The organism is Comamonas sp. C11 (assembly GCF_024496285.1).
GTDB classification, from domain to species: domain Bacteria; phylum Pseudomonadota; class Gammaproteobacteria; order Burkholderiales; family Burkholderiaceae_C; genus Comamonas; species Comamonas testosteroni_F.
Genome location: NZ_CP101743.1, coordinates 3,478,052 through 3,503,364 on the forward strand (window position 1 = coordinate 3,478,052; position 25,313 = coordinate 3,503,364).

General features: G+C 59.9%; 27 protein-coding genes. 20 read left to right on the top strand and 7 right to left on the bottom strand.

Features of this window, described 5'->3' with window-relative positions; all coding sequences use genetic code 11:
• Positions 1–648 precede the first annotated feature (648 nt).
• From NOX35_RS15945 to NOX35_RS16000, 12 genes are all read left to right on the top strand, one after another.
• On the top strand, positions 649–957 hold the full coding sequence (locus NOX35_RS15945; RefSeq protein ID WP_003053988.1) for a hypothetical protein: 309 nt from the start codon (positions 649–651) through the stop codon (positions 955–957).
• Between the two features lie 95 nt (positions 958–1,052).
• The gene (locus tag NOX35_RS15950; protein ID WP_182283205.1) at positions 1,053–1,457 is read left to right on the top strand and encodes a DNA breaking-rejoining protein; all 405 of its coding nucleotides are present in this window, start codon (positions 1,053–1,055) and stop codon (positions 1,455–1,457) included.
• An 84-nt stretch (positions 1,458–1,541) separates the two neighbouring features.
• Positions 1,542–2,183, top strand: a complete 642-nt coding sequence (locus NOX35_RS15955) for an FABP family protein (protein ID WP_182283206.1) — start codon at positions 1,542–1,544, stop codon at positions 2,181–2,183.
• Between the two features lie 584 nt (positions 2,184–2,767).
• Complete coding sequence (locus NOX35_RS15960; RefSeq protein ID WP_182283207.1) at positions 2,768–3,220, top strand: universal stress protein; 453 nt, start codon at positions 2,768–2,770, stop codon at positions 3,218–3,220.
• A 189-nt stretch (positions 3,221–3,409) separates the two neighbouring features.
• Positions 3,410–4,888, top strand: a complete 1,479-nt coding sequence (locus NOX35_RS15965; RefSeq protein WP_182283208.1) for an amidohydrolase family protein — start codon at positions 3,410–3,412, stop codon at positions 4,886–4,888.
• 9 nt (positions 4,889–4,897) lie between these two features.
• Positions 4,898–5,659 carry a hypothetical protein gene (locus tag NOX35_RS15970; protein ID WP_182283209.1) on the top strand — a complete coding sequence of 254 codons (762 nt, stop codon included), beginning with the start codon at positions 4,898–4,900 and terminating at the stop codon, positions 5,657–5,659.
• A gap of 298 nt (positions 5,660–5,957) precedes the next feature.
• Positions 5,958–6,818, top strand: a complete 861-nt coding sequence (locus tag NOX35_RS15975; RefSeq protein WP_182283210.1) for a hypothetical protein — start codon at positions 5,958–5,960, stop codon at positions 6,816–6,818.
• Positions 6,819–6,968: 150 nt separating this feature from the next.
• Positions 6,969–7,532 carry a hypothetical protein gene (locus NOX35_RS15980; RefSeq protein WP_256493957.1) on the top strand — a complete coding sequence of 188 codons (564 nt, stop codon included), beginning with the start codon at positions 6,969–6,971 and terminating at the stop codon, positions 7,530–7,532.
• A 68-nt stretch (positions 7,533–7,600) separates the two neighbouring features.
• On the top strand, positions 7,601–7,948 hold the full coding sequence (locus NOX35_RS15985) for a PRC-barrel domain-containing protein (RefSeq protein ID WP_182283211.1): 348 nt from the start codon (positions 7,601–7,603) through the stop codon (positions 7,946–7,948).
• A 522-nt stretch (positions 7,949–8,470) separates the two neighbouring features.
• Positions 8,471–8,719, top strand: coding sequence for a hypothetical protein (locus NOX35_RS15990; protein WP_182287332.1), 249 nt, complete (start codon positions 8,471–8,473; stop codon positions 8,717–8,719).
• 1 nt (position 8,720) lies between these two features.
• Complete coding sequence (locus tag NOX35_RS15995) at positions 8,721–8,900, top strand: hypothetical protein (RefSeq protein ID WP_182287333.1); 180 nt, start codon at positions 8,721–8,723, stop codon at positions 8,898–8,900.
• Between the two features lie 68 nt (positions 8,901–8,968).
• Positions 8,969–9,163 (top strand): hypothetical protein, encoded by a 195-nt coding sequence (locus NOX35_RS16000; RefSeq protein ID WP_003053971.1) that lies wholly within the window; start codon positions 8,969–8,971, stop codon positions 9,161–9,163.
• 331 nt (positions 9,164–9,494) lie between these two features.
• Here NOX35_RS16000 and NOX35_RS16005 read toward each other — a convergent pair whose 3' ends face one another.
• Together NOX35_RS16005 and NOX35_RS16010 are read right to left on the bottom strand one after the other, a co-directional pair.
• Positions 9,495–10,079, bottom strand: a complete 585-nt coding sequence (locus tag NOX35_RS16005; RefSeq protein ID WP_256493958.1) for a cupin domain-containing protein — start codon at positions 10,077–10,079, stop codon at positions 9,495–9,497.
• A 254-nt stretch (positions 10,080–10,333) separates the two neighbouring features.
• On the bottom strand, positions 10,334–10,579 hold the full coding sequence (locus NOX35_RS16010; protein ID WP_256493959.1) for a DUF333 domain-containing protein: 246 nt from the start codon (positions 10,577–10,579) through the stop codon (positions 10,334–10,336).
• A 321-nt stretch (positions 10,580–10,900) separates the two neighbouring features.
• Here NOX35_RS16010 and NOX35_RS16015 point away from each other — a divergent pair, with 321 nt between their 5' ends.
• Together NOX35_RS16015 and NOX35_RS16020 are read left to right on the top strand one after the other, a co-directional pair.
• A complete protein-coding gene (locus NOX35_RS16015) occupies positions 10,901–12,118 on the top strand; it encodes a GGDEF domain-containing protein (protein WP_256493960.1) in 1,218 nt (405 codons plus the stop codon).
• 150 nt (positions 12,119–12,268) lie between these two features.
• Complete coding sequence (locus NOX35_RS16020; protein WP_182283214.1) at positions 12,269–13,048, top strand: YoaK family protein; 780 nt, start codon at positions 12,269–12,271, stop codon at positions 13,046–13,048.
• A 71-nt stretch (positions 13,049–13,119) separates the two neighbouring features.
• Here the strand turns inward: NOX35_RS16020 and NOX35_RS16025 are convergent, their stop codons facing one another.
• Together NOX35_RS16025 and NOX35_RS16030 are read right to left on the bottom strand one after the other, a co-directional pair.
• Complete coding sequence (locus tag NOX35_RS16025) at positions 13,120–14,229, bottom strand: GGDEF domain-containing protein (RefSeq protein ID WP_256493961.1); 1,110 nt, start codon at positions 14,227–14,229, stop codon at positions 13,120–13,122.
• Between the two features lie 158 nt (positions 14,230–14,387).
• The gene (locus NOX35_RS16030) at positions 14,388–15,803 is read right to left on the bottom strand and encodes a diguanylate cyclase (RefSeq protein WP_256493963.1); all 1,416 of its coding nucleotides are present in this window, start codon (positions 15,801–15,803) and stop codon (positions 14,388–14,390) included.
• Between the two features lie 691 nt (positions 15,804–16,494).
• Between NOX35_RS16030 and NOX35_RS16035 the strand changes: the two genes are divergently transcribed.
• The gene (locus NOX35_RS16035) at positions 16,495–17,514 is read left to right on the top strand and encodes a D-2-hydroxyacid dehydrogenase family protein (protein WP_182283217.1); all 1,020 of its coding nucleotides are present in this window, start codon (positions 16,495–16,497) and stop codon (positions 17,512–17,514) included.
• Positions 17,515–17,543: 29 nt separating this feature from the next.
• Here NOX35_RS16035 and NOX35_RS16040 read toward each other — a convergent pair whose 3' ends face one another.
• Genes NOX35_RS16040 through NOX35_RS16050 form a run of 3 tightly spaced genes read right to left on the bottom strand, consistent with a single transcriptional unit; the run spans position 17,544 to position 20,397 of the window.
• Entirely contained in the window at positions 17,544–18,350 is an 807-nt protein-coding gene (locus NOX35_RS16040; protein ID WP_182283218.1) for a hypothetical protein, read from the bottom strand.
• Between the two features lie 3 nt (positions 18,351–18,353).
• Positions 18,354–18,785 carry a DNA polymerase III subunit chi gene (locus tag NOX35_RS16045; RefSeq protein ID WP_182283219.1) on the bottom strand — a complete coding sequence of 144 codons (432 nt, stop codon included), beginning with the start codon at positions 18,783–18,785 and terminating at the stop codon, positions 18,354–18,356.
• A gap of 52 nt (positions 18,786–18,837) precedes the next feature.
• Positions 18,838–20,397, bottom strand: a complete 1,560-nt coding sequence (locus NOX35_RS16050) for a leucyl aminopeptidase (RefSeq protein ID WP_182283220.1) — start codon at positions 20,395–20,397, stop codon at positions 18,838–18,840.
• A gap of 23 nt (positions 20,398–20,420) precedes the next feature.
• On the opposite strand from NOX35_RS16050, the gene lptF reads away from it, so the two are divergent.
• From lptF to NOX35_RS16075, 5 genes are read left to right on the top strand one after another with little or no spacing between them, the layout of a single operon-like run.
• A complete protein-coding gene (gene lptF, locus NOX35_RS16055; RefSeq protein ID WP_256493964.1) occupies positions 20,421–21,530 on the top strand; it encodes an LPS export ABC transporter permease LptF in 1,110 nt (369 codons plus the stop codon).
• A complete protein-coding gene (lptG, locus tag NOX35_RS16060; protein ID WP_256493965.1) occupies positions 21,527–22,630 on the top strand; it encodes an LPS export ABC transporter permease LptG in 1,104 nt (367 codons plus the stop codon). Before lptF ends, lptG begins: the two co-directional genes overlap by 4 nt.
• Positions 22,631–22,633: 3 nt before the next feature.
• On the top strand, positions 22,634–23,062 hold the full coding sequence (locus NOX35_RS16065; RefSeq protein ID WP_182283223.1) for a sirohydrochlorin chelatase: 429 nt from the start codon (positions 22,634–22,636) through the stop codon (positions 23,060–23,062).
• A 58-nt stretch (positions 23,063–23,120) separates the two neighbouring features.
• Positions 23,121–24,062, top strand: a complete 942-nt coding sequence (locus tag NOX35_RS16070; protein WP_003075706.1) for a CysB family HTH-type transcriptional regulator — start codon at positions 23,121–23,123, stop codon at positions 24,060–24,062.
• A 41-nt stretch (positions 24,063–24,103) separates the two neighbouring features.
• Positions 24,104–25,270: a pyridoxal phosphate-dependent aminotransferase gene (locus NOX35_RS16075; protein ID WP_256493970.1), complete on the top strand. Its 1,167-nt coding sequence runs from the start codon at positions 24,104–24,106 to the stop codon at positions 25,268–25,270.
• The last annotated feature ends 43 nt before the right edge of the window (positions 25,271–25,313 follow it).

The window sequence follows — 25,313 nt, forward strand, 5'->3', positions numbered from 1 at the left end:
TCCTACGCCCAATTTACCGAAAAGTGCAGCAGAAACAAAATCTACATCACCAAAAGGTTCAGGGTTTAACACTGCTTGATGACTGACCTGAGAGACAACTGGCAACGCGAGACTGGCCAGAGCCACGGTGAACCCTGAGCCTGCACGATGACATATCTCAGGATTGGATAAGCTGGCTCCTGGACGCTTGCCAACTGCTCAGCCACCGCATTGCCAAGTATTTCGGGAGTACCTACCGGTGACTTGCTTGTTGGAATTCAGGCAAGGCGTTTCAGCCCTGCTTTCGATGACTCAGGCCTAGAGCATCGCCATCCGGAAATTCAATGCGCCTCTCTAAAAATTGTCATCATCAGGCAATTTTTACCCTCAAGCCCATACCGGCTCAGGATAGATTTCATTAAAAAAATCTATCTTTTCACTCAGTTACTTAGCACGGCCACTTCATCAAGAAAAGATGACAGCGGCACCGGCAAAGCACCTCCTCGGCGCTTCAAAGAAGCTCACACATCAGATCTGGTCTATCCATTGGCGCGATCTGTAAGTGCCTACATACTTCCTTACATCCTCTTGATACAACATCAGTCAAATGCAATGAAATGTCAGCTCGCAGGTCCTGCGGCAAGTCGTTGAGCAACAGGGAGTTTCGTCATGAGAAAAGTTAATCCTGCCGCCAAGAACGCGAACCGCGCTTTTGTCCGTCTGCACACGTATGTGACCAAGCAATTCGACTGGGATCTCTTCACCAAGGACTACCGGGTAGTCCTGCACACAGACGAGGATGGAGGCGTCACGCTCTACATCGTCAAGGTCTTCGACAAGGATGGACAGCCTGCCGCACTGGGACCAAAGATCCCTAACCAGATTACGTTCTCTTACCGCCAAGCTCCCATCATGTCGGTATGGACAGAGTTCTTCAACGACGGCAAATTCAGTTGGCGCAATGTCTCCTGCCGCTAGGGCGCGGCGGTGGTGGATGGAGGCCCGGCTGTCGGCATAGACACCCGTCGCTGCGCCAGGAGCGCCATCCTGCCCAACACATTCAGGAGAGTTGCATGACCCGCTTCCAACCGATGCTTGCAACTGCTGCCCTGCTCAGTCTCATGACGCTACATCTCAGCAGCAGCTCCATGGCACAGGCCGCCTTTACAACCCCGGGCGGATACACCAACTCCTACAGCGGCCAGATCACGGGCAACGGTATCGTGCAATACGGGCTCGAAACTCGGCCCTTCCAGCGCATGACCGTCACGCTCAACACCAACAACCCATCCAGCCAGATGAACGTCTTCAAGGACGGCTCTGCCCAGCCTCTATGCCAAGGCTCGGCCAACAACAACATCTGCACCTTCCGCATCGAGCGTGGTGCCAGCTACCGTGTGCTGATCTTCCTCACGCGTGAAGCAGCCCTGCGCGGCGAAAGCGCACGCTTCACGCTCACCACCGAAGAAAGCACCTGACGGCCTGACGGCCGTCAAGAGCACCTCAGTCCGTAGCTTGTAAACTGGTTTCAACAGATTCAAAGTGAAAGCCCGTGACACGATATGGAAAACTTTCCCAAAGACATCTACACCGAGCCCACGCCCGATGTGAATACCCTGGCCAACCTCGGTCCCCTCACCGGCATGGCCGGCATCTGGACCGGCAAGCGCGGCCTGGACATCAACCCCAAGGCTGACGGCCCCGAGAAGCAGGCCTTTATCGAGCATATGGAATGCCAGCCCATCGATGCGCAAACCAACGGGCCGCAGCTCTTCTATGGCCTGCGCTACCACACGCGCATCGTCAAGCCCGACGACGTGGAAACCTTTCACGACCAGGTCGGTTACTGGCTGTGGGAGCCTGCCACCGGCAACATCATCCAGACCCTGACCATCCCGCGCGGGCAGACCGCCATGGCCACGGGCAAGACCACGGCCGACGCTACCAGCTTCACCCTCAGGGCCGAGCGCGGCTCCACCGTCAACGGCATCTCCAGCAACCCCTTTCTGGAGCACGCATTCAGAACCGACGCCTATACCATCACCGTCACCAAGCACTCGGACGGCACATGGTCGTATGAGCAAGAAACCACGCTGACCATCCCCGGCCGCAGCGAGCCCTTTGCCCATACCGACCGCAACACCTTGCACAAGATTGGCGAGCCCACTCCCAACCCCACGGCAAGGGCTGCAGTTGAAATCTGATTAGCGCCATCCAAGGACTCCATGCCCCGGCCGAATTCGCTGGCTCCACAGGTTGCACGCTCCTTGACTACCGCATGGCCCGCAATGGCCTTACGCTGCTGGTCATGGCCCTTATGTGCAAGTAGGCGCTTGCCTTCAAACTGGCCTGTATGGATGCCCTCAATCTGGTCGCGAAGGCTGCGGCGCACTGCGTTCAAGACCTTGATACAGGGCAATGCCCACAGATGAGCGCATAGCAGCCATTTGCCGAACCTGAATTGCGGTCGCCCACCCTGCGCCATGTACAGCCGATCGTGACCGAGCTCAGGCAGGCCTCCTTCGACAGCCTGCCGACCGGCAACAGCCGCAGGGAATGCTGCGCATGACCTTCGGTTAGTCTGCTTTTGATAGCTTCTAACGCTTTATGGATAAGGGCTTTAGGCGGCTTTTATCTGCTACTTCATGAATTTGATTTCCATCAAGAAACCGTCTGAATACTCATTTCAAGGTGTTGCATTAGCAGCCCTGGAGTGTGAGTATGAGTTCAGTGATCGATCGAATTGATTTGGCAACAAGACGCGCACCTATGCGCAAGGAGGCTGGATATGTTCAAGCACATTTTGATTCCTACGGACGGCTCTAAGCTCTCTGAGGCCGCGCTGCGCGCGGGCATACAACTGGCCAAGGAACAAGGCGCACAGGTGACGGCGCTGTATGTGATGCCGGATTACGCAGCCATGATTTACGGAGCCGAGGCGCTGATCGCCTACAACTCTGCAGAGTTCGACAAGAGCGCCCAGAAGGAAGCAGATCAGGTGTTGCAAGCTGCCCTGGACATTGCCAAGACCGAGGGCGTGGCCTGCCAGACGGTGCGGGTAACGAATATCTCCATCAATCAGGCCATCATCAAGCAGGCGCAGGAGGGTAACTGCGATCTGATCTGCATGGCATCACACGGCCGCAAGGGCATTGCCGGCATTTTGCTGGGCAGCGAGACCCAGCGCGTACTGGTCAACAGCAGCATTCCGGTTCTGGTGCATCGCCCGGTTCAAGCCTGATTGACTGCAGCGCAGCCACTTCCCGGCCGCTCTCATAATACAAACAGCGCCCCATCGCCCTCGTGCGGCGGGGCGCTTTTTCATGGCCGATCGTCGTGTAGCATCGGTGCATCAAATTGTGAGCCTTTGGTTCCATTTGTCACGCCGGCAGCGGCGTCTCTTGTTCATTTTGAAAAAAGGGAAAAGCAGATGAGTCACGCAATCGCAACCGATGCCGGCCTGACGTGGCAGACCGGCCCGATTCGCCCCAGAGCCTGCACCTGCGGCAGCGTGGTGTGCCAGTTGCTGCATGAGCGGGTGATGAGCGATATGTCGCGCCGCATGTTTGTCGGTGGTGTGGCAGCGACGATGGCTCCGTTTGTGGGCCTGCATGCGGCCGAGCCCGGTGCCGGCGGCACGCCCCAGCAGGCCGACCGCCCCGTGTTGCTGACCAATCTGCGCCTGTTTGACGGTACGGGCAAGTCGGTGCGCCAAGGCGTGCAGGTGCTGATCCAGGGCAAGCTGATTGCCGCCCTGCCCTCTGCCGGCGAGAAGGTAGAAGGTGCGCAAGTGATCGACTGCCAGGGCAAGCTGGTGATGCCGGGCATGATCGATACGCACTGGCACACCATGCTGGCGGCCGTGCCGCAAATGACGGCCATGACGGCAGATCTGGGCTATCTGTACATCTCCGCCGCACAAGAGGCGCAGCGCACGCTGATGCGCGGCTTCACTGCGGTTCGCGACGCGGGCGGCCCCGCCTTTGCGCTCAAGCGCGCGATCGACGAGGGCATGATCCCGGGCCCGCGCATCTATCCGAGCGGGGCGATGATTTCTCAGACCTCGGGCCATGGCGACTTCCGCCTTCGCAGCGATATTCCACGTGCAGCGAACGAGCCGCTGAGCATGGTGGAGCAAACCGGCGTGTCCATGATTGCGGACGGCGAGGCCGAGGTGCTGCGCCGCGTGCGCGAGCAGTTGATGCTGGGGGCATCGCAAATCAAGATGCTGGCAGGCGGCGGCGTGGCATCGCTGTACGACCCGCTGGACAGCACCCAGTTCACCGAGAAGGAGCTGCGCGCCGGCGTGGAAGCCGCCGCAGACTGGAACACCTATGTGATGTCGCATGTTTACACGCCCAAAGGCATCAAGCGGGCCATCAAGGCGGGCGTGAAGAGCATCGAACACGGCCAGTTGGCCGACGAGGAAAGCGTGCGCATGATGCGCGACGAGGGCGTGTGGTGGAGCCTGCAGCCGTTTCTGCAGGACGAGGACGCCAACCCCTACACCGATGCGGTGCGCCGCGAGAGCCAGTCGCGCGTGGCCCAGGGCACGGTGCGCGCCTATGAGATGGCGCAGAAGTACGGCATCAAGACGGGCTGGGGCACGGACATTCTGTTCAGCCCCAGGGGCACTGTCACACAAGGCAAGCAACTGGCCAAGCTGACGCGCTTTTACGACCCGATGACGCTGCTGAAGCAGGCCACAGGCACCAACGGCGAACTGCTGGCCCTGTCGGGCGAGCGCAACCCCTACCCCCAGCCTCTGGGCCGCATCGCCCCTGGCGCATTTGCCGATCTTCTGGTGGCCGATGGCGACCCGACGGTGAATCTGGACTTCCTGAGCCACCCGGAACAGAACCTGCGCCTGATCATGAAGGACGGCAAGGTACACAAGAACACGCTGTAAGGAAGACAAATGACCCAGCACATCAACACCACTCCGGGCATGGCAGCGGCGGCGCTGGCCGTGGGACTGCTGGCAGGCACGCAGGCCTGGGCGCAGGACAAGGCGGCGGCCGATGCATGGCGCTATCAGCTCACGCCCTATGTATGGATGACGGGGCTGGACGGCAGCGTCCGCCCGTTCAGAGGCGCGCCCACGGTCGACGTGAACAAGTCGTTTTCGGACATTCTGGAGAATCTGGACGCAGCAGCCTTTGTGAACGGCACGGCGCGCAAGGGAAGCTATGTGCTGCAGGGCGACTTCAGCCATGCAGCTACATCGGACCAGGCCGCCCTGCCCCTGGGTCTGAGTGCCAATGCCAAGATTCGTCAGACCTCGCTGACTATGACCGGCGGGCACAACTGGATGCTGAGCCCCCAGTCGAGCTTCGACCTGATGGCGGGTCTGCGCCTGTGGCAGATCAGGGCCGAAGTGAATGTGCCAGGGGTGGCGTCCGCGCAGTCCAACACCTCGTTCATCGACCCCGTGGTCGCCGCACGCTGGCGCTACGACATTGCGCCGCGCTGGTCCGGCTTGCTGTATGCCGATATGGGCGGGCTGGATGTGGGTTCGAAGTTCACCTGGCAGGTTCATGCCTCGGTGAACTACCAGGTCAAGGAAAACATTTTTGTGTCCATAGGCTACCGCCACCTGAGCGTGGACTACCGTGACAATGGCAAGCGACTGGACTTCAGCCAGAGCGGCCCGATCGTCGGAGCGACGCTCAGGTTCTGATCACCACCGGCGGCTGCATTGCCACATACAGCAATCGCTGCGGGCGAACTGCGCTGCGTCAGGCCCTCAATAGCGCTGGATTAACCGGTGCGCGATCTCACTCAGTTTCAGCGCATGGAGTCTCCTCAACGACATGAGGAGACTTAGCCTGAAAAAGCGCTCGCAACACCACCGCAGCGTAACTCCGGGGCGTGGGCACTCATTGCTGCAGTCCGCCTTTAGCCGCCCGCGCCGGGCGACAATGTCAAAGCCGCACCAACTGAGCAAAACAGGAAATCCGACAGGCCACGAGGCGTCAATGAATCGCACCGAATTTCTGCAACAGCCCGAAGTCATCGGCTTTACCGACTGGCTTGCAGCCACACTCCCCCAGCGACAGATTCAGTTGAACATTCGCTCTTCCAGCTACGTACCCAAGGGTTTGGCAGCCACCACCCGTTTTGCCGATCTGGTACCTCGCCACTACCGCTGGCGAGCGACCGGCCTGGCAACGGGCGACTGGGCCGAATCCTGCATCAAGACAAGCGCTCTTTCTGCCAAGCTGCGCGCTGCCGTGCAGGCCAACGATGCGGCAGCCACCCTGGCCGCCTGTAGCGATGTGCTGGACTGGGGCGGCGAACGCAACCCCAAAGAAGGCGCGCGGCCCTTTCTTGTGGGCCTTGGCACGAACATCTGCCACTACATTGCCCAGACCCATCAGGAGATGGCGCTTGGCTCGGCCAGCCTGTGCACCGGCTTTCCGACAGTGCAGCTCATGAACTCCATGCTCACCAAGGTGCACGCCTTTTATTCGGCCGAAGGCTTGCCCATCTATGACTCGCGGGTCAGTGCTGCAGCGGCTGCACTGGTGGAGTTTTGGCGCCGCAGCAGCGGCACGCGTCACCTGCCCGATACGCTGAGCTTCCCGCTGGCCGGCGGCAGCCAGAAGCCCCAGCATAAACTGGCTTGCCTCTTTGACCAGCCACCGTCGCCGGGCACCCTGCTCTACACCAGCCAAAGCACGCCCCAGCGCTGGGCTGGCGCCAAGGTACGGCTGGCCTGGGTAATGGCCGAAACCCTGCGCAAGACCCCTAGCCTGTTTTCAGGCCAGCCCGATCGCATGCGCGCCATGGAAGCTTCACTCTTCATGGTGGGTTACGACCTGAACTGCCTGGCCTGAACAGAAAAACCCCTGCCAAGCAGTAGCTGCGGGGGCTTTTTTCTCCGCACCCAGGAATCCGCGGTAAACAGGCCTCCAGCGCTTATCCATCAAGCGCCGGAAGCTATCAAAACGGCTAGTTCTGGGAAAAGCCAATGGGGCCTGTCGAATATGAACAAGGGCAAAACAGCAAGGCTGGCAGGAATCACGGCAGCGCCCTCCGCCAAAGCACAAGACCAGCCGGTGGACCCGATCCAGGGTACTGCGATTGACACGACTTGCATCAGGGCGGCAGAAACCGCAACCCTGAATGGGCCCGTAACCCACCGCATCCCGCTGCGTGTCCTGATGAATACTGTGAGGAATATCGAGAGTTCCGCCTCAAACGTAAACCAAATGCTACGTAATGGCCATGAACTCACAAAATTCAGCGTTGCGCCACCTTCTCCTACAGAAGGGTTTTCCATGACTCGGCGACCATGCACCCACAGCAAGCCAACCCGGTTTGCTGGTCACCAACCTGAAGGAGTGAAGGAAATGACGCAACAAGCGAACCAGCAGCACAGCCCCAGCCAGCAGGACAAGCAGCAACAGCAGCAGCAAAACCCCGGGCAACGCCAACCAGGCCAGAGCACCAGTCAGCCCGGCCAGCAGCAACAGCAAACCCCAGGACAGCAGAAGAACCCTGCTCAGCAACAGCAGCCAGGGCAGCAGCACAAAACTCCCCAGCAGTGAAAGGGAGCGCCTCAGCGCTGGCCCACCTAACCAGCGTTGTTCTGTACCACGCAAAGAAAGGAGCAGGAATGCAATTAGCCTCACCTGTCATCTCATCCGATCGTGTCAACGGCACCAACGTCTACAACCCCAACGGCGACAAGCTGGGAGCTATCGACTCTCTGATGATCGACAAGCTCACCGGCAAGATTCGATATGCAGTGATGCAGTTTGGCGGTTTCCTGGGCATAGGCTCAGATCTCTACCCACTGCCGTGGGATAGCCTCAAATACGAACCCAGCCAAGGCGGGTACGTGGTCTCCGTTACCAAGGAGCGGCTTGAAGACGCCCCTCACTACAAGGGAGGCACATTGCCCGAATACACCGACGACTATGGCCGCCGTGTTTATGACCACTACGGTGTGCCCTTTGTCTAAACTCGGCACGCAGCCACACATGCGCTAGTGCCCATACTCAAGAAGAACCGCAGGCCGGTCAATGCCGGCCGCCAACCAGTCAAAGTTCAGCCCACCTCGCGGTCGGCTTTTTTTTCGCGGAGATTTTCAAATGTAGCCTCCTGGCCCCGCGGGCCTCAAGCGCGACCTCTCCCCGCAGGGTCAAGCGGGGCCATCCGGTGTGATTGTTCCTGGTACAAGGTATTGCCCAAAATCGAGGCTGGAAATACGCTTTGCCAATACCGTAGTGCACAAGCTGTGAGCTGCACTCTGAGCGGTCACACCAGATGGTGACGTTACCCATCGCTTTCTGCCGAGCCTGAGGTTCTCTATCCTCCCTCCGCTTCCCCAGGCACGCCGCAAGGCATCGGCCTTTACGCATAAGCCCACCCGCCAACGCCGGTGGGCTTTTTCTTTGCAGGCAGACACTCGGTGCGGCCACGCAACACATGGGGTCGACGTCTGTTGACGCGCTGTACAGGGCAAAATTAAACTACTGTACAAATGAACAGCACTGATGAAAATAACAGTAAAATTCAAAGCAACAGCTTGCTGCGCCAGAGCGCGAAGCGCATTCCCTCCATACCTTTGTTGATTTCGCCTGCTCTCAAGAGCGCTGGACTTTTTTATCCGCCCCCGCCCATCCAGCGGGCCTGCTTCTCGCCAAAAGGAGACTCCATGCTGTACAGCACCGTTCCTCAACCCGTTGATGAAGACCTCGTGCAGCGCCTGCGCGAGAAGGGAGGCCTGTGAAATGGCCACACATCCCCACCGCCCTGCTCGCGCTGCTCCTGACAGTCCTGCTTTTGATCGCCCCGGCCTTGGAGCAAAGCTACTGACCGCCGCGCAATGGGGCCTCGGCCTTCTGGGGATCATTGGCCTCATCGGCGTGGCCGTCGTCATTGCCACCACCCCGGAAGCCTGGCCGCTGTGAACGGTCAACCTCATCGATTTTGATAGCCACAGGCGTTTTCCTGACAAGCGCCAGACCGGAGAAATATCATGGAAAAGATCATCGAATCCCTGATCCTCGTCGCCGCCATCTTCATGGGCGTACTGTGGCTTGCCACCCCCAACGCCCAGGCTGACGAACCCACCACTCTCACCAAATCCGTGCGCGACGAGTTCGCTTGCCCGGGTATGCATGCCGAATGGCTGGACGCCCACACCGTCCAGTGCCTGCGTGAAAAGCCCTGATCGACTGCCCCGCTGCCCCCGCGAACAGCCCGTGCCCCATCGACACCGTACGGCAACAGCTACATCACCGCGACAGCCAACACGGGCGACTGCTGCCTGCTATGGAAAGCAAAGCTGCTAGTTCAATCCAGACAATGCCATCAGTAGCAGCACACTTTCAAATGCAGATAGGGCAAGCGCAACGCGATCACCAATTCAGAAGTTCGGAAGCGCCCGCCAAGCAGACAAAAGCCCGCAAGACTCAAGACCTAGCAGGCTTTTTGCCAAGTGGTTGGCATGTACTACCGCTACCTCAATCTGCTATGGCAGGCCGCAAGCACTTGAGCGAGCCTTACTCGGAAGGTTTTGCGTAGACCTCTGCACTCAGCACCTCAAGGCCGACAAAGGGTTCTGTCCCTTCGACCCAGGCATCGTGACCGGGTGGGATGGCGTAGGACTTCCCTGCGCTGAGCATTTTCTGAGAGCCGTCCTGCATTTGAACAGTGAGCTTTCCCGAGACGACGGGCCCCACATGCGAGAGTTGCCAGTATTCGGTCTTCACCACGGGCTTGATGCATTCGGACCAGCGCCATCCGGGCTCAAAGTTGAAGCGTCCAATCGTGTAGACCTGGAGCTTTGCGAGCTCCACGTGAGCTTTGCTAGGTGTGCGAAGTTCATCGGGCTCGCTGTGTGACCTGACTTCTAGCTTCTCAACGCTGACTGGAGTGGCCATGACCTTCTCCTTCATAAGAGCTGCACCTCGAGCCCCCAAGGAATTCTTCAGGTATAGCTGGTGAGCCGAAGGACAGGTGAAAAAATTCATCACTACGTCATTCGCATGGCATTGCCAGAAGTACTTATCAGTTACCAATTGCTGCATGCGGCACGGCACGGCACTGCCCGCGCCGCCCAATCCACGGCTGGCAGCAAAAAGCATGCTTTGACATACAGGGGGCCTACGCGGCCCATCTAAAGCGCTACAAGTTCGCACAAGTTTCAACGCCCTACCCATTGCTAAAGCTGGCTGAACTGTCCAGACCCCGCCCACCCAGCCTGCGCCATATGGGCTTTTTTGTTTGCTGTTCGCGGAGGCACGATGGGACGCACCGACCCCTTGGCCTCAGCGAGGCACATGCCCGAGTCATCCGCCGCGCACCAAGAGCCTACTAGCACTTGAGCCCGCCGGCTCGGCTACTGTGCAGGGTGGTCGCGGCGGAACAGCTCCCACTCGTCGATTTCCGTGCCGTTGGGCAGCACGCAGATGCCGCGCTCTCCGGCAGCGGTCTTCTCGATGCGGGACTTGCCGTCCAGCTTGGCGCAGTACACCGATGCGGGGTTGGCCATGCCGATCACAGGCGCAGCGGACTGAGGCTGGGCGCAACCGCTGATGGCAAGTGCAGAAAGTACTGCGCTGGTGGTTCCAAGTGCTTTTTTCATGGACTCAATGTAGCAAATGCTGCCTTTTTTCATTGAGCTGCAAGAAATCCTGACTCACATCAATCCCTCGTTTCCTTCATACATATGGGCTAAGGGTTGGCACCGACGATGCTGGCGGCACTCTGTCAGCAAATGTCACTTTTAGTTATTTCACCTCCAAAAGAGGAAAAGTGAACTGTCGGAAATCGCAGGAAGTTGTTAATTTCTAATCCGGAAGATGAGCGGCTGACACATTACAGGCCGCCTTGGCATTTAGATTTGACTAGAGATATGGCCAGTCTGGCCTGTCTGTTGGTGATCACTAGCAGAAGGGCTGTGTGTATGCATACGAGCTACGACCACATCTTTGTGTTGATGCCATCTCTGTCCCTGCTCTTCCTGGCCGGCCTGCTGGGAGTGTGCTGGGCAACCCAGCCCAAGCAACGCTTTCTACTCTGGCTGTGCGCCTCTTTCCTGCTAACCGCAATGTCCATCAGCATTCGCAGCGTGCTGAAGTTTGAAGTCCTCAATCACTATGTGGTTCTCGTCAACGCACTGTTTCTGGCGGGAGCCTGGTGTTTTTCCAAGAGCTTTTCAGAGCGTCGAAGCGTACCCACATATCCGCTTGCAGCCCTTGTCTTGTGTGCCGCGACGCTGGCCTCGCTCTACTATTTCGCCAATGTGGTACAGAATCAGGCGGGTCGGCTGCACACATTCGGTATAGGCGTAGCTCTGATGCTCTTGCTGCCTGTGCCGGCAGTTCTCAAACGAGGCCTCACCAACGACTGGCTGGATAGGATTTTGCTGTGGTCCTATATATCTTATGCCGTCTTTACCATGCTGCGCCCGACGCTGATCGCAACTTTCGCGCATAACGGTCTCGGCGATGCCATGGATGCCAGCTCAACCTATTGGCTGACAACGTTGGTGAGTATTTTACTTTTTGCATTGCTCTTCACGGTTTTAGTCTGCGCAGTCACCATCAGGGACATAGTCCGTCAACTGCGCACTGAACGCGACCTGGATGCCCTGACCCAGATACTGAATCGCCGCGCATTCAGTGAAGCCGCACAGCATCGCCTGGCCGACCAGCGCCTGTATCCCATGGCGCTCCTGGCCAGCGATATTGATCATTTCAAACGCATCAACGACAACTGGGGGCATGACAAAGGTGACGAGGTCCTGCAGTTTGTCGCCAGAGCGATGCAGCACAATGTGCGCAGCAATGATCTGGTTGCACGCTTTGGCGGTGAAGAGTTTATGGTTCTACTGACAAAGATCGATTTGCAAGGCGCCGAGCAAGTCGCCAAGCGTATTGGCCTGGAGTTGAGAAATGACCAGGAGCTACTGCCGAAAGGGCCGGCCCTGACGCTGAGCTTTGGCATCACGTCAATCAGCAATGCCGACCAGCTTGAAGGTGCACTGAGGCAAGCCGACCAGTTGCTGTACAGCGCCAAAAATGCTGGCCGAGACCGCGTTCATGTGGAGGGCCGCACTTACCCAGACATCAGCTTTGAACACACCTTACCGGCAGACCACCCCATGGCCTTGCTGATGTAAGCCGGTGAATTCGCTGACCAATGCCATCGCGCACTAGGCAGCTCACGTATCCAAGTTGGCCCACAATGATTCCTGCATGGTCGCTGGCAAACCAATTTGTCAGCATTGATGCACCCCGTCATGGGTGCACTTTTGTCAGTGGAATCCTTGATGCGCAGACTTCGCCATCTCACCAACCGGCATCGTACGCCGTCCACCAATATCGCACTGGGTCTGCTGCTGGCCTTTAACGCGGGCGCGGTCAACGCTGGCGGCTTTCTTGTGCTGCGGATGTATACCTCGCACATGACGGGCTTTGCCTCTCAACTGGCTGACGGCCTGGTGCTTGAGAACGCCAAGCTGCTGCTGAATGCGCTTGGTGCCATCATCGCCTTTACAACGGGCGCGGCCGTTTGCGCGTTGCTGGTGAACTGGGGGCGCAAACGCCATCTGTACAGCGTCTATGCCCTGCCGCTGATGCTGGAGGCCGTCATGCTGATTGCCTTCGGCCTGATGGGCACAGTCACCTTGACATGGAACACGCCCTTCGCAGTGCCGCTGACCGTGCTGCTGCTGTCCTTCATGATGGGTTTGCAGAATGCCGTGGGTTCCAAGACATCCGGCGGCAGCACTCGCACCACGCACATGACCGGCAATTTCACGGATCTTGGCATGGAGCTGGGCAAGATGTTCTTCTGGAGGCGCCACGCCCAGGCCGGCCTTCCATTGCCGTCCCAGATCAGACACGACTGGCGCCGCATGAAGGTTTCGGCAGGTCTGATCGTGATGTTCGTGCTGGGCGGCGTCACCGGCGCACTGGGCTTCAAGCACATAGGCTTTATCTGCGTGGTGCCGCTGGCGGCACTTTTGCTGGCGCTGTCCGTGCCGCCATTTCTGCGCGATGCCGCGCAGGCGGCCGAGCGACCGTCACTCTTCGGCAAGAAGAGCTGAGTGGATCCGGCATCTCACGCCGCTGCCGCAACGCCCTCTGCTCGATGCACGACGACCTGATCGCGCCCGAGCTACTTGGCCTTGTAGAGTTGCTGGTCAGCCCGCATTACGGCTTCGCGCAGATCGCTGCCGAATGGACAGGCCACGATACCCATGCTCAAGGTCACGCGCTGACCATCGGGCAATGGCGCAATGATCTCGACCGCTCCGGCACGAATACGCTGTGCCACACGTTGTGCAGTCTCGATGTCTGTTCGGGTCAACAGCAGCACAAATTCTTCGCCTCCAAAGCGAGCCACTAGGTCGGCACCGCGGACACTTACCTGCATGACTTCCGCGACGGCCTTGAGTACTCCGTCGCCATACTCGTGTCCCCAGCTGTCGTTGACCCGCTTGAAGTGATCCAGATCCGCCACCACGATGGAAAACGGTTGCGCTTTTCGATCCCGGGTCAGCGGGTCTGCAAACTCCCAGAAGCCGCGACGATTCAACACGCCAGTCAGCATGTCGTGATTGCGCTCGTCTCTGAGTGTTGCCATTGCATCCCTCATCGAAACGATGAGCATGAGGCCCGAGAACACCAGGCTGAACAATAGCGAGCCCAGCATGGTGACCAACCAGTATATGGAGCTGAGCATGTCCTGGAGCTCAGTGAATCCAAGAAACAGCACCATGATGGGCCTGAGCACCGTATAGATCGCAAAGGCCCCGTAGGACCGGTAAAGCAGCTTATCCAGACCGTCGCGTCTGACTTTTTTGAGCGCGATGGCAGGAAACGGAATGAAGTGAATGATGCCAAGCCCTGTGTTCAGCCACAGCACGCGCGCAGCAATGTTGTCCTGCACGATGCTGTACTCATAAAGAGCAGCAACCACGATGAACGATACCAGGGCCGAGATCTTGGGATATGAGGAGACGGAAAACTTTTGAGCGACGCCCCAGGTACAGAGCCAGGCACCAAGCAGATAAATGAGCCCGGTGTAAACAGCCCACCGAACCAGTTGTCCGTGAGGTGTCAAGCATTGCCAAGCCAAGGCAAGCCCCGTAAGTGTCAACCCACAAGCCGTCGAGAGCAGAAACACTGAGCGGCGCTGTGCAAGCCAGCAAAAAGCCATGAGTGCGCCCAGTGCCGTTATGCATACCGGCGCGACCAACAAGTAGAGCTGCAAATTGCTAGGCATGAGTCAGCCGATCAGTAAAGCTCATTCGCGCGGCTACACATTGGTGGCTATCCATGCTCTGAGGTTAGGAGGAGCAGCCCGTTTGATCAGTGGACTGTTGAATTCGGGGCGATGTTAGCAAGTGTCCAAAAGCCGAGAAATCAACTTCCCGACAAATATCAGTTACCGGCTCCGGTGCGCGGGACGGGCCAGGCGTCACGAGAGCCATCCCTGCTGCGCTCGAGTTCGTCGCCCCGGCCCGGATAGCGAGCCCTCCGGACCTGATTGCGGCCAGAACTCTTGGCTCGATACAAGGCCATGTCGGTGCGGCGCAGCAGTTGCGCAGAGGTTTCACCAGCCTGCCAGCCGCCCACGCCGAACGACATGGTGATGGTTCCTGCCGCCGCGTAGCTGTGCGATGCGATGCTGCGGCGCAGCCGCTCGGCCAGCTCCAGGGCCGCCTGCAGGCCGACGCCCGGTACGATGATCAGGAATTCCTCGCCACCCCAACGCGCAACATGCTCCGAGGACCGTACGGTGCTCCTGAGGACTTTTGCGATCTGCTGCAGAACCTGGTCGCCAGCCTCATGGCCGAACTGATCGTTGACCTGCTTGAACAGATCGACGTCGCACATGATTAGTGCATAGGGAACGCCTTGACGCTCAGCAATTCGCTGGCAATTTTCCAGTTCATAACTTCCGGCACTGCGGTTGGGCAAGCCGGTCAGATCATCCCGGTAGGCCCGTACCAGCAGTTCCTGTTCACGCTGAACCAGGTCGCTGATGTCTTTGGAAATGCTCACATAGTGCGTTATCCGGTGCCTGGCATCGCGCAGCGCCGAAATACTCTGGGCGGCATGGTAGAGCTCGCCATCCTTGCGCCGGTTGACAAAAGTCCGGCTGAAGTTTTCTCCGCGCGCCAAGGCATCGCGCAACTCGGCATAAAACTGTGCCGTATGTGAGCCGGAGTGCAGCATGGCCGGCGTGCGACCCATTACTTCGGCTGCGCAATAACCCGTCTGATGTTCAAAAGCATGATTGACAAACACGAGATAGCCATTGCGATCGGTAATGAATACCGGCGCATTGGCCGAGTTCAATGCCTGGATCATCAAATCCCGCTGCCTTTCGCCTTCCACCTGCCGCGTCACATCCTGCTGCACGGATACAAAATGCGTGATCTTCCCGTCTACATCCCGCACGGCAGAGATATTCCAGGACACGTGGTATGGCGTTCCATCCTTGCGGTAATTGACTGCACTGCCTTGAAAAAAACGTCCCTCGGCCAGGCATTGGCGCAATTGCTCAATCACCTGCGGATCCGTCTCGGGGCCTTGCAATATACGCGGAGACCGGCCCAGCAGCTCCTCTGTGGAGTAACCGGTCATGCTGGTAAATGCCTTGTTGCAATAGCTGATGAACGGGCCACCGCCAGCCATTTCGGCATCGGTTATCACCACGGCATTAAATGCCTGGGCCACAGCCACCCCAAGCAGTTGCGATTGGGTATCCAGGCGAGAATCAGAAAGTGACGAAAGATAACTATTCTTCTCCATCGCCACATTTTCACCTTGATCGGGAACGCAGCGATACACTAATTTCTGACCGGCCCTGACACGCCCGCGCAGTCACCGATATCTGTGCCGGTATTGAGCAGACGGCCGGCAGAGATTTAGATGGTTGGACATATATGCAATATATGGCCAGCGTTTTGCCTCCATGACCCGGTTTGCGACCGGGTTGCATTTGGCAGCGCACCGGAAATGGCTGCACGACCAGCCGACCGGACGCGCCTCCGGCTCAAGCAGAAGAGATTGCCAAGCCAGGTCACATCGGCCGGGCTCGAAAGGTCGGGCCTGGAACAGCCATGCCGCAGATGCCACGAGTGCCCGGCAGCCTGGCATTTGCGGATCGTGCTGCCCCGATGCGCTGACGCACCGGTTGTCTGCGTACCGGCGCGAGCATACCAGCTCGGGCGTACCGGTAAACCCCAGTTTTGCCGGTCACAGCCACTGCAAGCCACAGGCCGTCTCCGGCCTGGATCACAATGACATTGCAACCCTGAGCTTTTTGCTGCATCGCCATCAAGCGCCTGCAAATACCATGCGTCAGCCTGGCTTTCAAAACCGGTGCCCAACCTGAGCTAAGCTCTGGTATGTGTAGGGTGTGCACGCAGGGAATCTGGTGGCGTCGATTTGGCGTAAGTTTTCACGAGAGCAATCCTAAGCCTTTGATCGCATTGAATTTCATTCAATAAACTCAGCCACTTACTTAAGGATGCCAGTGGTGAACATCGTTATCCTGGACGATTACCAAGACGCGGTTCGCAAGCTCGATTGCGCCAAGCTGCTAGATGCCTTCAACGCCAAGGTCTACACCAACACCATCAAGGGTGTGGGACAGCTATCAGTCCGGCTGCGCGATGCGGATGTCATCGTCCTGATTCGCGAGCGCACCCAGATCTCGCGCCAACTGCTCGATAAATTGCCCCGGCTCAAGCTGATTGCCCAGACGGGCAAGGCTGGCGCCCATATCGATGTGCAGGCCTGCAGCGAGCGTGGCGTGGCGATTGCGGAAGGCGTGGGCTCTCCCATTGCTCCGGCAGAGCTGACCTGGTCGCTGATCATGTCGGCCATGCGCCGCCTGCCGCAGTACATCTCCAATCTCAAACATGGTGCATGGCAACAGTCCGGTCTCAAGGCTGCCTCCATGCCGCCCAACTTCGGACTGGGCAGCGTGCTGCGCGGACGCATGCTGGGTATCTGGGGCTACGGCCGCATCGGGCAACTGGTGGCGGGTTATGGCAAGGCCTTCGGCATGCAGGTCTGTGTCTGGGGCAGCGAAGCCTCGCGCCGCAAGGCCGAGGCCGATGGTTACCTGAGCGCCCCGTCCAAGGAAGCTTTTTTTGAGCAATGCGATGTGCTGTCGCTACATCTGCGCCTGCACGATGCGACGCGCGGTATTGTGACGGCGCAGGACCTGGCACGGATGAAGCCGACCGCCCTGTTCGTCAACACCTCGCGCGCCGAGTTGGTGGAGCCCGAAGCCCTGCTCTGCGCCCTGAACCGCGGCCGCCCCGGCCTGGCCGCCATCGATGTCTTCGAAAGCGAGCCGATACTGCAAGGCCATGCCCTGCTGAGGCTGGAGAACTGCATATGCACACCCCATATCGGCTATGTGGAACAGGACAGCTATGAGCTGTATTTCCGCGCGGCGTTCGAGAACGTGGTGAACTTTGCCAACGGCCAGCCCAGCAATATTCTGAACCCCGAGGTTTTCAACGGTCCGCTGCGCCTGAACCGCTAGGCCGGGATGCAGCGGCCAGCGGCTATCGGCTATTTCCGGGTCTGCTGAGCAAGCTCGGCCTCCACGGCCTCGTAGACCGATTGACGTACCACGGTCTCCACCTCTTCACGCAGGCGCAGCACCATGGATCGGGTCTGCGCTTCCACGACCTGCGCTATCGCTTCCCTGAGCTTCTGCTCCAGCACCAGATCCACCCGCTGCATGAGTCTGTGGACCAGATACTCTTCGGTCACCACGGCACCGTGCGCATCCGGTGTCTGCTGCAGGCCGGCTGCCCCAAAGACCGGGGCGGGTTCAACGACCTGCTCCACATCCTGTGCCTGGACGAGTGGCTCGGCAGCTTCCTCATCGAGTGCCTCAGACCCGGATTGAAGTCCTTCATCCCGGGGTTGGCCAGCGTCCGTAACGGATGGCTGCTCCGCCTGGTCTGCAAGCGGCAATGCCTCCACGAGTTCGGCAGCTACCAACTCAGTCTCAGGCTCCACCTGCCCGGCCGATATGGCTTCTACCACCTCCCCAGCCATGCTCTGCGCAAATGACTGCTGCGGCGGCAAGGAGTCCGGCAAAGGGGGCAACTGATGCGGAATACCTGCAGGCCGGCTGCGGCCGTAGAGACCATCCGCCAGCCATGAGGTGTGAAATGACGGCCTCGCCAGAGGGACAACGCTGTCTCCCAGCGTCCGCGGGCCTAGCACCTGCTGCGCAGCTACCTGAGACTGCTGCGGCGGCGCCGACTGAGCGCTGTCCGCAGTGTCTTCGAGCGCGGCAGCTTCGGGCTGAACCACCTCGGTCAGGGTAGGGACGAAGCGTGGCGGAACTTTGGATGAAGAGTTCATGACCTAGCCCTTGAGATTCAGGTCGTGCCGGACGATGGAAAAACCACGCGCTGCATAGTCGCGCCAGCGGGCACGCGCATCCTGGCGATCCATCTCATCGCCGGAAGACACGATTTCCACCACGCGCGCGAAGCGCTCAAACCCCGACGGCACCTGCGGCGTGAGATTGACCAGCACATCGTAATGAGGCAAGTCCTGCAGGTGTTCGGTCAGGATGACGGGAGAAGCAGCAAGCATCTGCGCGCCATCAGACTCAGAAGCATGCGCAAGAAAATCCGTGGCCGACACGCTCCACAAACGGGGCGAAAGCCGGCTCAGCGCAGCTCCATCGCCCAGAACCACGATGCGCGCACCATGACGCAGGGCCTTGCGCACGAATCGGCACACATAGCCCAGCTTGTCTGGTGCATTGAAATGAAAGGCAATTTCTGTCACAGCTCTTGGCGGCAGAGACGCCCTGAAATCAGGCCGCCCCTGCCGGCTTTTCTTAAGCCGAAGCCTTGGCGGTCACACGCGTGCGGCGCGAAGCTGCAGGCTTGGCAGCACTCTTGCGAGCAGCCGGGGTCTTGGCAGCCGCCGCTGCTGCAACGGCAACCCGGCCTTCCTGGCCCAGCAGATATTGCAGCAGCAGGCCTACGGGGCGACCCGTAGCTCCCTTGGCAGCACCGCTCTTCCAGGCCGTACCGGCGATATCCAGGTGCGCCCAGGGAATATCGCCCACGAACTTCTGCAGGAACTTGGCGGCCGTCACCGCACCTGCGGCGCGCCCGGCCACGTTGCCCATGTCCGCAAAACTGCTCTTGAGGCCATCGGCGTACTCCTCGTCCAGAGGCATGCGCCAGCAAGGGTCGAGCGCCGTATCGCCGGCGGTCTGCAACGCGGCTGCCAGCTCGTCGCTGGTCGAGAACAGGCCGCTGCGCAAACCGCCCAGGGCGATCACGCAGGCACCGGTCAGCGTGGCCATATCGACCAGCGCGGAAGGCTTGAAGCGCGCCGCGTAATGCAGCACATCGCACAGCACCAGGCGGCCTTCTGCGTCCGTGTTGAGGATCTCGATGGTCTGGCCGCTCATGCTGGTCACCACATCGCCGGGCTTGACGGCTGCGCCGTCGGGCATGTTTTCGCATGCAGGGATCAGGCCCACGACATTGATGGCCGGCTGCAGCCTGGCCAGCGCCTGGAACACGCCCAGTACGCTGGCAGCACCGCCCATGTCGAACTTCATCTCGTCCATCTCTGCCGCAGGCTTGAGAGAAATGCCACCGGTGTCAAAAGTAATGCCCTTGCCTACCAGCACAATGGGGGCCACGTTCTTGGCCGCACCGTTGTAGTGCAGTTCGATGAAGCGCAGGGGCTCACGCGAGCCCTGGGCCACCGCCATGAAGGCGCCCATGCCCAGCTTGGCCACTTCGGCAGGGCCGTGGATCTTGCAGCTCATGCGTGCAGCCTTGGCAATGCTCTTGGCCGCATTGGCCAGCAAGGTGGGCGTTGCATGGTTGGCCGGGCGGTTGGCCCATTCGCGGGCCGTGTTCACGCCTTCCTGCTGCGCCACGGCGGTATTGAAAGCAGCGGTAACCACAGCGGCCTTGGACGATACGCCCAGCACAACCTTGGTCAGCGCAATAGGCTTGGCCTGGGATTTGGTGTGGGTATAGAGGTAGGTCGCATCGGCAACCGCCTGCACGGCAGCCGCTACAGCCTGGGCATCGGCATCAAAGGCAAAGCTCACAACGGCCTTGGCAATGCCCTCGGTCTTGAGCACCGCACCGCAGCCGGCCAAGGCATTGCGCACGTCCTTGGGAGTACCAGCTCCCACGCCCAACAGCACCACACGACGTGCGGCAATGGCGGGCACTTGGTACAAAGGCAATTGCTTGCCGCAAGACAGGGCAAAATCACCCTGCTTCACCGCATGAGCCACCATGGCTCCGATGGCGTCGCTGCCGAATGTGCCCGATGCTGTCTGTTCAGAAACCAGCACCAACAGCAAATCACATTTTTCGCGCGCTGCAGCGGCAGCGGTCAGAGCCTTCAGTTCAAAGTTCATAATCGGTGTTTTCCTTTTAGCCAATGTTATTCGATTCATCCATACGCAAAGAGCTGGCCCGCAGCTTTGGTGCGACGGCCGTGGTTCTGATCACTGTGGTGATGACCATGATGCTGATCCGCACCCTGGGCCAGGCTTACAAGGGCAGTGTCAGCCCTTCCGACGTGATGCTGGTCATGGGTTTCACCGTGCTCGGACAACTCCCGACCATTCTGGGCCTGAGTCTGTTTGTTGCCATTGTGGGATCTCTTTCCCGCATGTACCGCGACAGCGAGATGGTCATCTGGTTTGCCGCCGGCCAGGGTCTGGCCAGTTTACTCAAGCCTCTGCTGCGCTTTGCCTGGCCGGTGATCCTCATCACGGCCGTCCTGGCCCTGGGCGTGCTGCCCTGGTCCTATCAGCAAATCGAGCAGATCAAGACCCAGTTCCAGCAGCGCAGCGACCTGGACCGCATCGCTCCCGGCGAGTTCCAGGAATCGGCGGGCGGCACACGCGTGTTCTTCGTCGACAAGGATTCCCCTTCGGACATGGCTGCCAGCAACGTCTTCGTGGTCTCGCGCGATCCCGGCAAGGAATCCGTGACTTCGGCCAAGGGTGCGCATCTGGCCGTCATCAAGGGCCAGCGCATGGTGATTCTCGAGGACGGCCAGCGCATGGAGACACGCAGTGACGACGGCTCGGTACGTATCACCGAATTCAAGGAATACGGCGTGCAGGTCGACAACGACAACCCCGTCACCATCGAAGAAATGGCTGCACGCAGCATGCCCACCAAGGACTTGATCGGCAAGGACGAACCGATTGCCCGCTCCGTGCTGGCATGGCGCCTAGGCCTGCCCTTTGCCGCGCTGAATTTTGTCATCCTGGGCCTGGCCATCTCCAGCGTGAACCCGCGTGCGGGCAATAGCAGCAGCCTGATGATCGCCCTTTTCGCCTTTATCGTTTACTACAACCTCATGACCCTGGGCGAGAGCTGGGTCAGCGCCAACAAGATAGGCATGTGGGGCCTGCTGGGCGTGCTGCACGGCAGCATCCTCACGGTCAGCGTGCTGGTGCTGCTGGCGCGCCATTTCCGCTGGTCGCCGCGCGATCTGCTGCAGCGCCCGGGCACCCGCAAGGAGGCCGCACGATGAAAGTCCTGCGCAACCTGATCTATCGCGAAGTCATACAGGCCGTCCTGTATGTCTCGCTGGCCTTTCTGGCGCTGTTCTTCTTCTTTGACCTGGTCGATGAAATGCGCTGGGTGGGCAGCGGCAGTGCCGGCTACACCGCCACGCGCGCGCTGCTGTTTGTGGCCCTGTCCATTCCGGGCCACCTCTACGAGCTGATGCCGATTGCCGTGCTGATCGGCGCCATCTTCGTGATGGCCAAGTTCGCCCAGAGCTCGGAATTCACCATCATGCGCACCAGCGGCATGGGCCCCTGGCTGGCATTGCGCACGCTGCTGATTCTGGGCATGAGCTTTGTGCTGCTCACCGTGCTGGTGGGTGACTATATTGCCCCTGCTGCCGACAACTTCAGCCAGAAACTGCGCGTGGTCAGCAAGGGCCAGATCTCCCGGGGCGCCACCGGTGCCTGGCTCAAGGAGAAACAGGGTGATCACTCCGTCGCCATCAACGTCGGCGCCGTCAAGAGTCCTGGCGATTTCGTCAATGTGCGCATCTTCGAGTTCGACAGCAAGGGCCGCATCGCCGCGCAGATCAATGCTCAATCAGCCCAGGTCGATGAAGACAATGAACAGTGGACGTTGAATGGTGTGCAAGGCAGCAAGGTCGCTCAAGAAGGCGATGTCACCAAGCTCAGCCCAATCAGCGAAGCCAGCATGAACTGGCCCACCAAGGTCACTGCGGCCATGGTCTCGGGCGCGCTGCTCAAGCCCGATCGCATGACCACGATTGCACTTTTCCAGTTCGTACGTCACCTGCAGGACAACGGCCAGGCGGCGCAGAAGTACGAAATCGAGTTCTGGCGCAAGGTCTTCTACCCGTTGAGCTGCCTGGTGATGGTGGTTCTCGCCCTGCCTTTTGCCTATCTGCATTTCCGCTCGGGCGGTATCACGGCCTATGTGTTTGGCGGGGTGATGGCCGGCATCAGCTTCTTCCTGCTCAACAACGTGTTCGGCTATATCGGCACCCTGCAGTCCTGGTGGCCCTGGCTGGCCGCCGCAGCGCCGGGCATGCTCTACACCGCGCTATCGCTCTCGGCCTTTGGCTGGCTGGTACTGAGGCGCTAGGCCATGGTTGATGCTGCCAACCACTCTCCAGGCCGGGCCGGTCTGATCTTGCTGGCCCATGGCTCCAGAGACCCGCTCTGGCGCCAGCCCATAGAGGCCGTGCACCAACTGCTACAGGCAATGCAGCCCGGCCTGCCCTGCATCTGTGCCTATCTGGATGCCTGCGCCCCGGATCTGCCTGCCGCCACGCAGACCCTGATTGCCCAGGGCGTCAAACATCTGATCGTGCTGCCGCTGTTCCTCGGTACCGGCAAACATGCGCGCGAAGACATTCCGCGCCTGCTGGACGAATTGCGCCGCCAGCATCCTGGCTGCCGGTTCGATCTGCAGACTGCGGCGGGTGAGAATCCGCGCGTCACGGCCCTGTTGGCGCAGCTGGCGATAGAGGCCGCCTGCGGCACCGAAACGCTCAAACATACAGATTTCAAATAAAAAATAGCTTCTTTAGATATTTGAAGCATAATGATGCGAGTTCTTAGTCCATGCCGTCATGAACCTGCATCAATTCCGCTTCGTCCAGGAAGCCGCCCGCCGCAACCTCAATCTCACCGAGGCAGCCAAGGCCCTGCACACCTCCCAGCCCGGAGTCTCCAAAGCCATCATCGAGCTTGAGGAAGAACTGGGCATCGATATCTTTGCGCGCCACGGCAAGCGCCTCAAGCGCATCACCGAGCCAGGGCAGGAAGTCCTCAAGAGCATAGAGCTGATCATGCGCGAAGTGGGCAATCTCAAGCGCATCGGCGAGCAATACAGTGCCCAGGACAGCGGCACGCTGAGCATCGCCACCACCCACACCCAGGCCCGCTATGTGCTGCCGCCCGCCGTGGCACGCCTGCGCGAGCTCTACCCCAAGGTCACCATCAGCCTGCACCAGGCCACGCCCGCCGAAGTCGCGCGCATGGTGATCGACGAAGTGGCCGAGATCGGCATGGCCACCGAATCGCTGGCCGACTACCCCGATCTGGTGACCCTGCCCTGCTACGAATGGCAGCATGTGCTGGTCATCCCCACGGGCCACCCGCTGGCTCAGAAAGAGCGCATCACGCTGGAGGACATCGCCCAGGAGGCCCTGATCACCTACCACCCGTCCTTTACCGGACGCGGCAAGATCGACCATGCCTTCGAGATGCGCCGCCTGCATCCGCATATCGTGCTGGAGGCCATCGATGCCGACGTGATCAAGACCTATGTGCGTCTGGGCCTGGGCATCGGCATCGTGGCCGAGATGGCCATGCGCGACGACACCGTCAACGACCTGGTGGTGCGCCCCGTCGGCCATCTGTTCGGCACCAGCGTGGCCCGTGTTGCCATCAAGCGCGGCGCATACTTGCGCAACTTCGTCTACCGGTTTGCCGAGTTGCTCAGCGATCGTCTCTCGCGAGACCTCATCATGCGCGCCATGAACGGCAGCGTGGACGACTTCGGGCTCTGATCCGGCCCTGCCTAAAGGGCCGGCGCCTGTGCGCCCGGCCCATGCATTGCAAGACTATCGTGACTCCCAACTTCCCCAGCAAGCTGCCCAATGTGGGCACCACCATTTTCACCGTCATGTCGGCGCTGGCCGCCGAGCACCAGGCCGTCAATCTGGGCCAGGGCTTCCCCGACTTCGGCTGCGACCCCAGGCTGCTCGACGCTGTCAACGATGCCATGCGCGCCGGTCACAACCAGTACCCGCCCATGGCGGGCTGGCCCGCGCTGCGCGAGGCAGTGGCTGCCAAGATCGAAGCGCTGCACGGCCGCCGCTATGACGCGGGCAGCGAAATCACCATTACCGCCGGCGCCACCCAGGCCATTCTCACCGCCATCCTGGCCACCGTGCATGCAGGCGACGAAGTCATCGTGCTCGACCCCTGCTACGACAGCTATGTGCCCAATATCGAGATGGCCGGCGGCGTGGCCGTGCGGGTGCCGCTGACGCCCGGCAGCTTCCGCCCCGACTTTGCCTCGATCGCGGCCGCCATCACGCCGCGCACGCGCCTGCTGATCATCAACAGCCCGCACAATCCCAGCGCCACCATCTGGACCGATGCGGAAATGCGCCAGCTCGAGGCCCTGCTGGCACCCACCAATGTGCTGCTGATCAGCGACGAGGTCTACGAGCACATGGTCTTCGACGGCGCCCAGCATCTGAGCAGCGCCCGCTACCCGGGCCTGGCCGAGCGCGCCTTCATCGTCTCCAGCTTTGGCAAGACCTACCATGTCACGGGCTGGAAGGTCGGCACCGTGGCCGCGCCCGCTGCCCTCAGCGCCGAATTCCGCAAGGTGCACCAGTTCAATGTGTTCACCGTGAACACGCCCATGCAGGCGGGCCTTGCGCAGTACATGCAGGACCCTGCGCCCTATCTGGAGCTGTCGGCCTTCTACCAGGCCAAGCGCGATCTGTTCCTCGGCGGCCTGCAGGGCTCGCGCCTGAAGCTGCTGCCCACGGCCGGCACCTATTTCCTGTGTGCCGACATCTCCTCGGTCTCGGATCTCAACGAGGCCGAGTTCTGCCAGTGGCTGGTCCGGGAAATCGGCGTGGCCGCGATTCCGCTGTCGGCCTTCTACGGCGACGGTTTCGATCAGCGCGTGGTGCGTTTTTGCTTTGCCAAAAAGGACGAAACCCTGATCGAGGCTGCCGCGCGCCTGCGCCGGCTCTGAAACGCTGTGGCCCTTAAAAAAGGAGCGCCTACCGCGCTCCTTT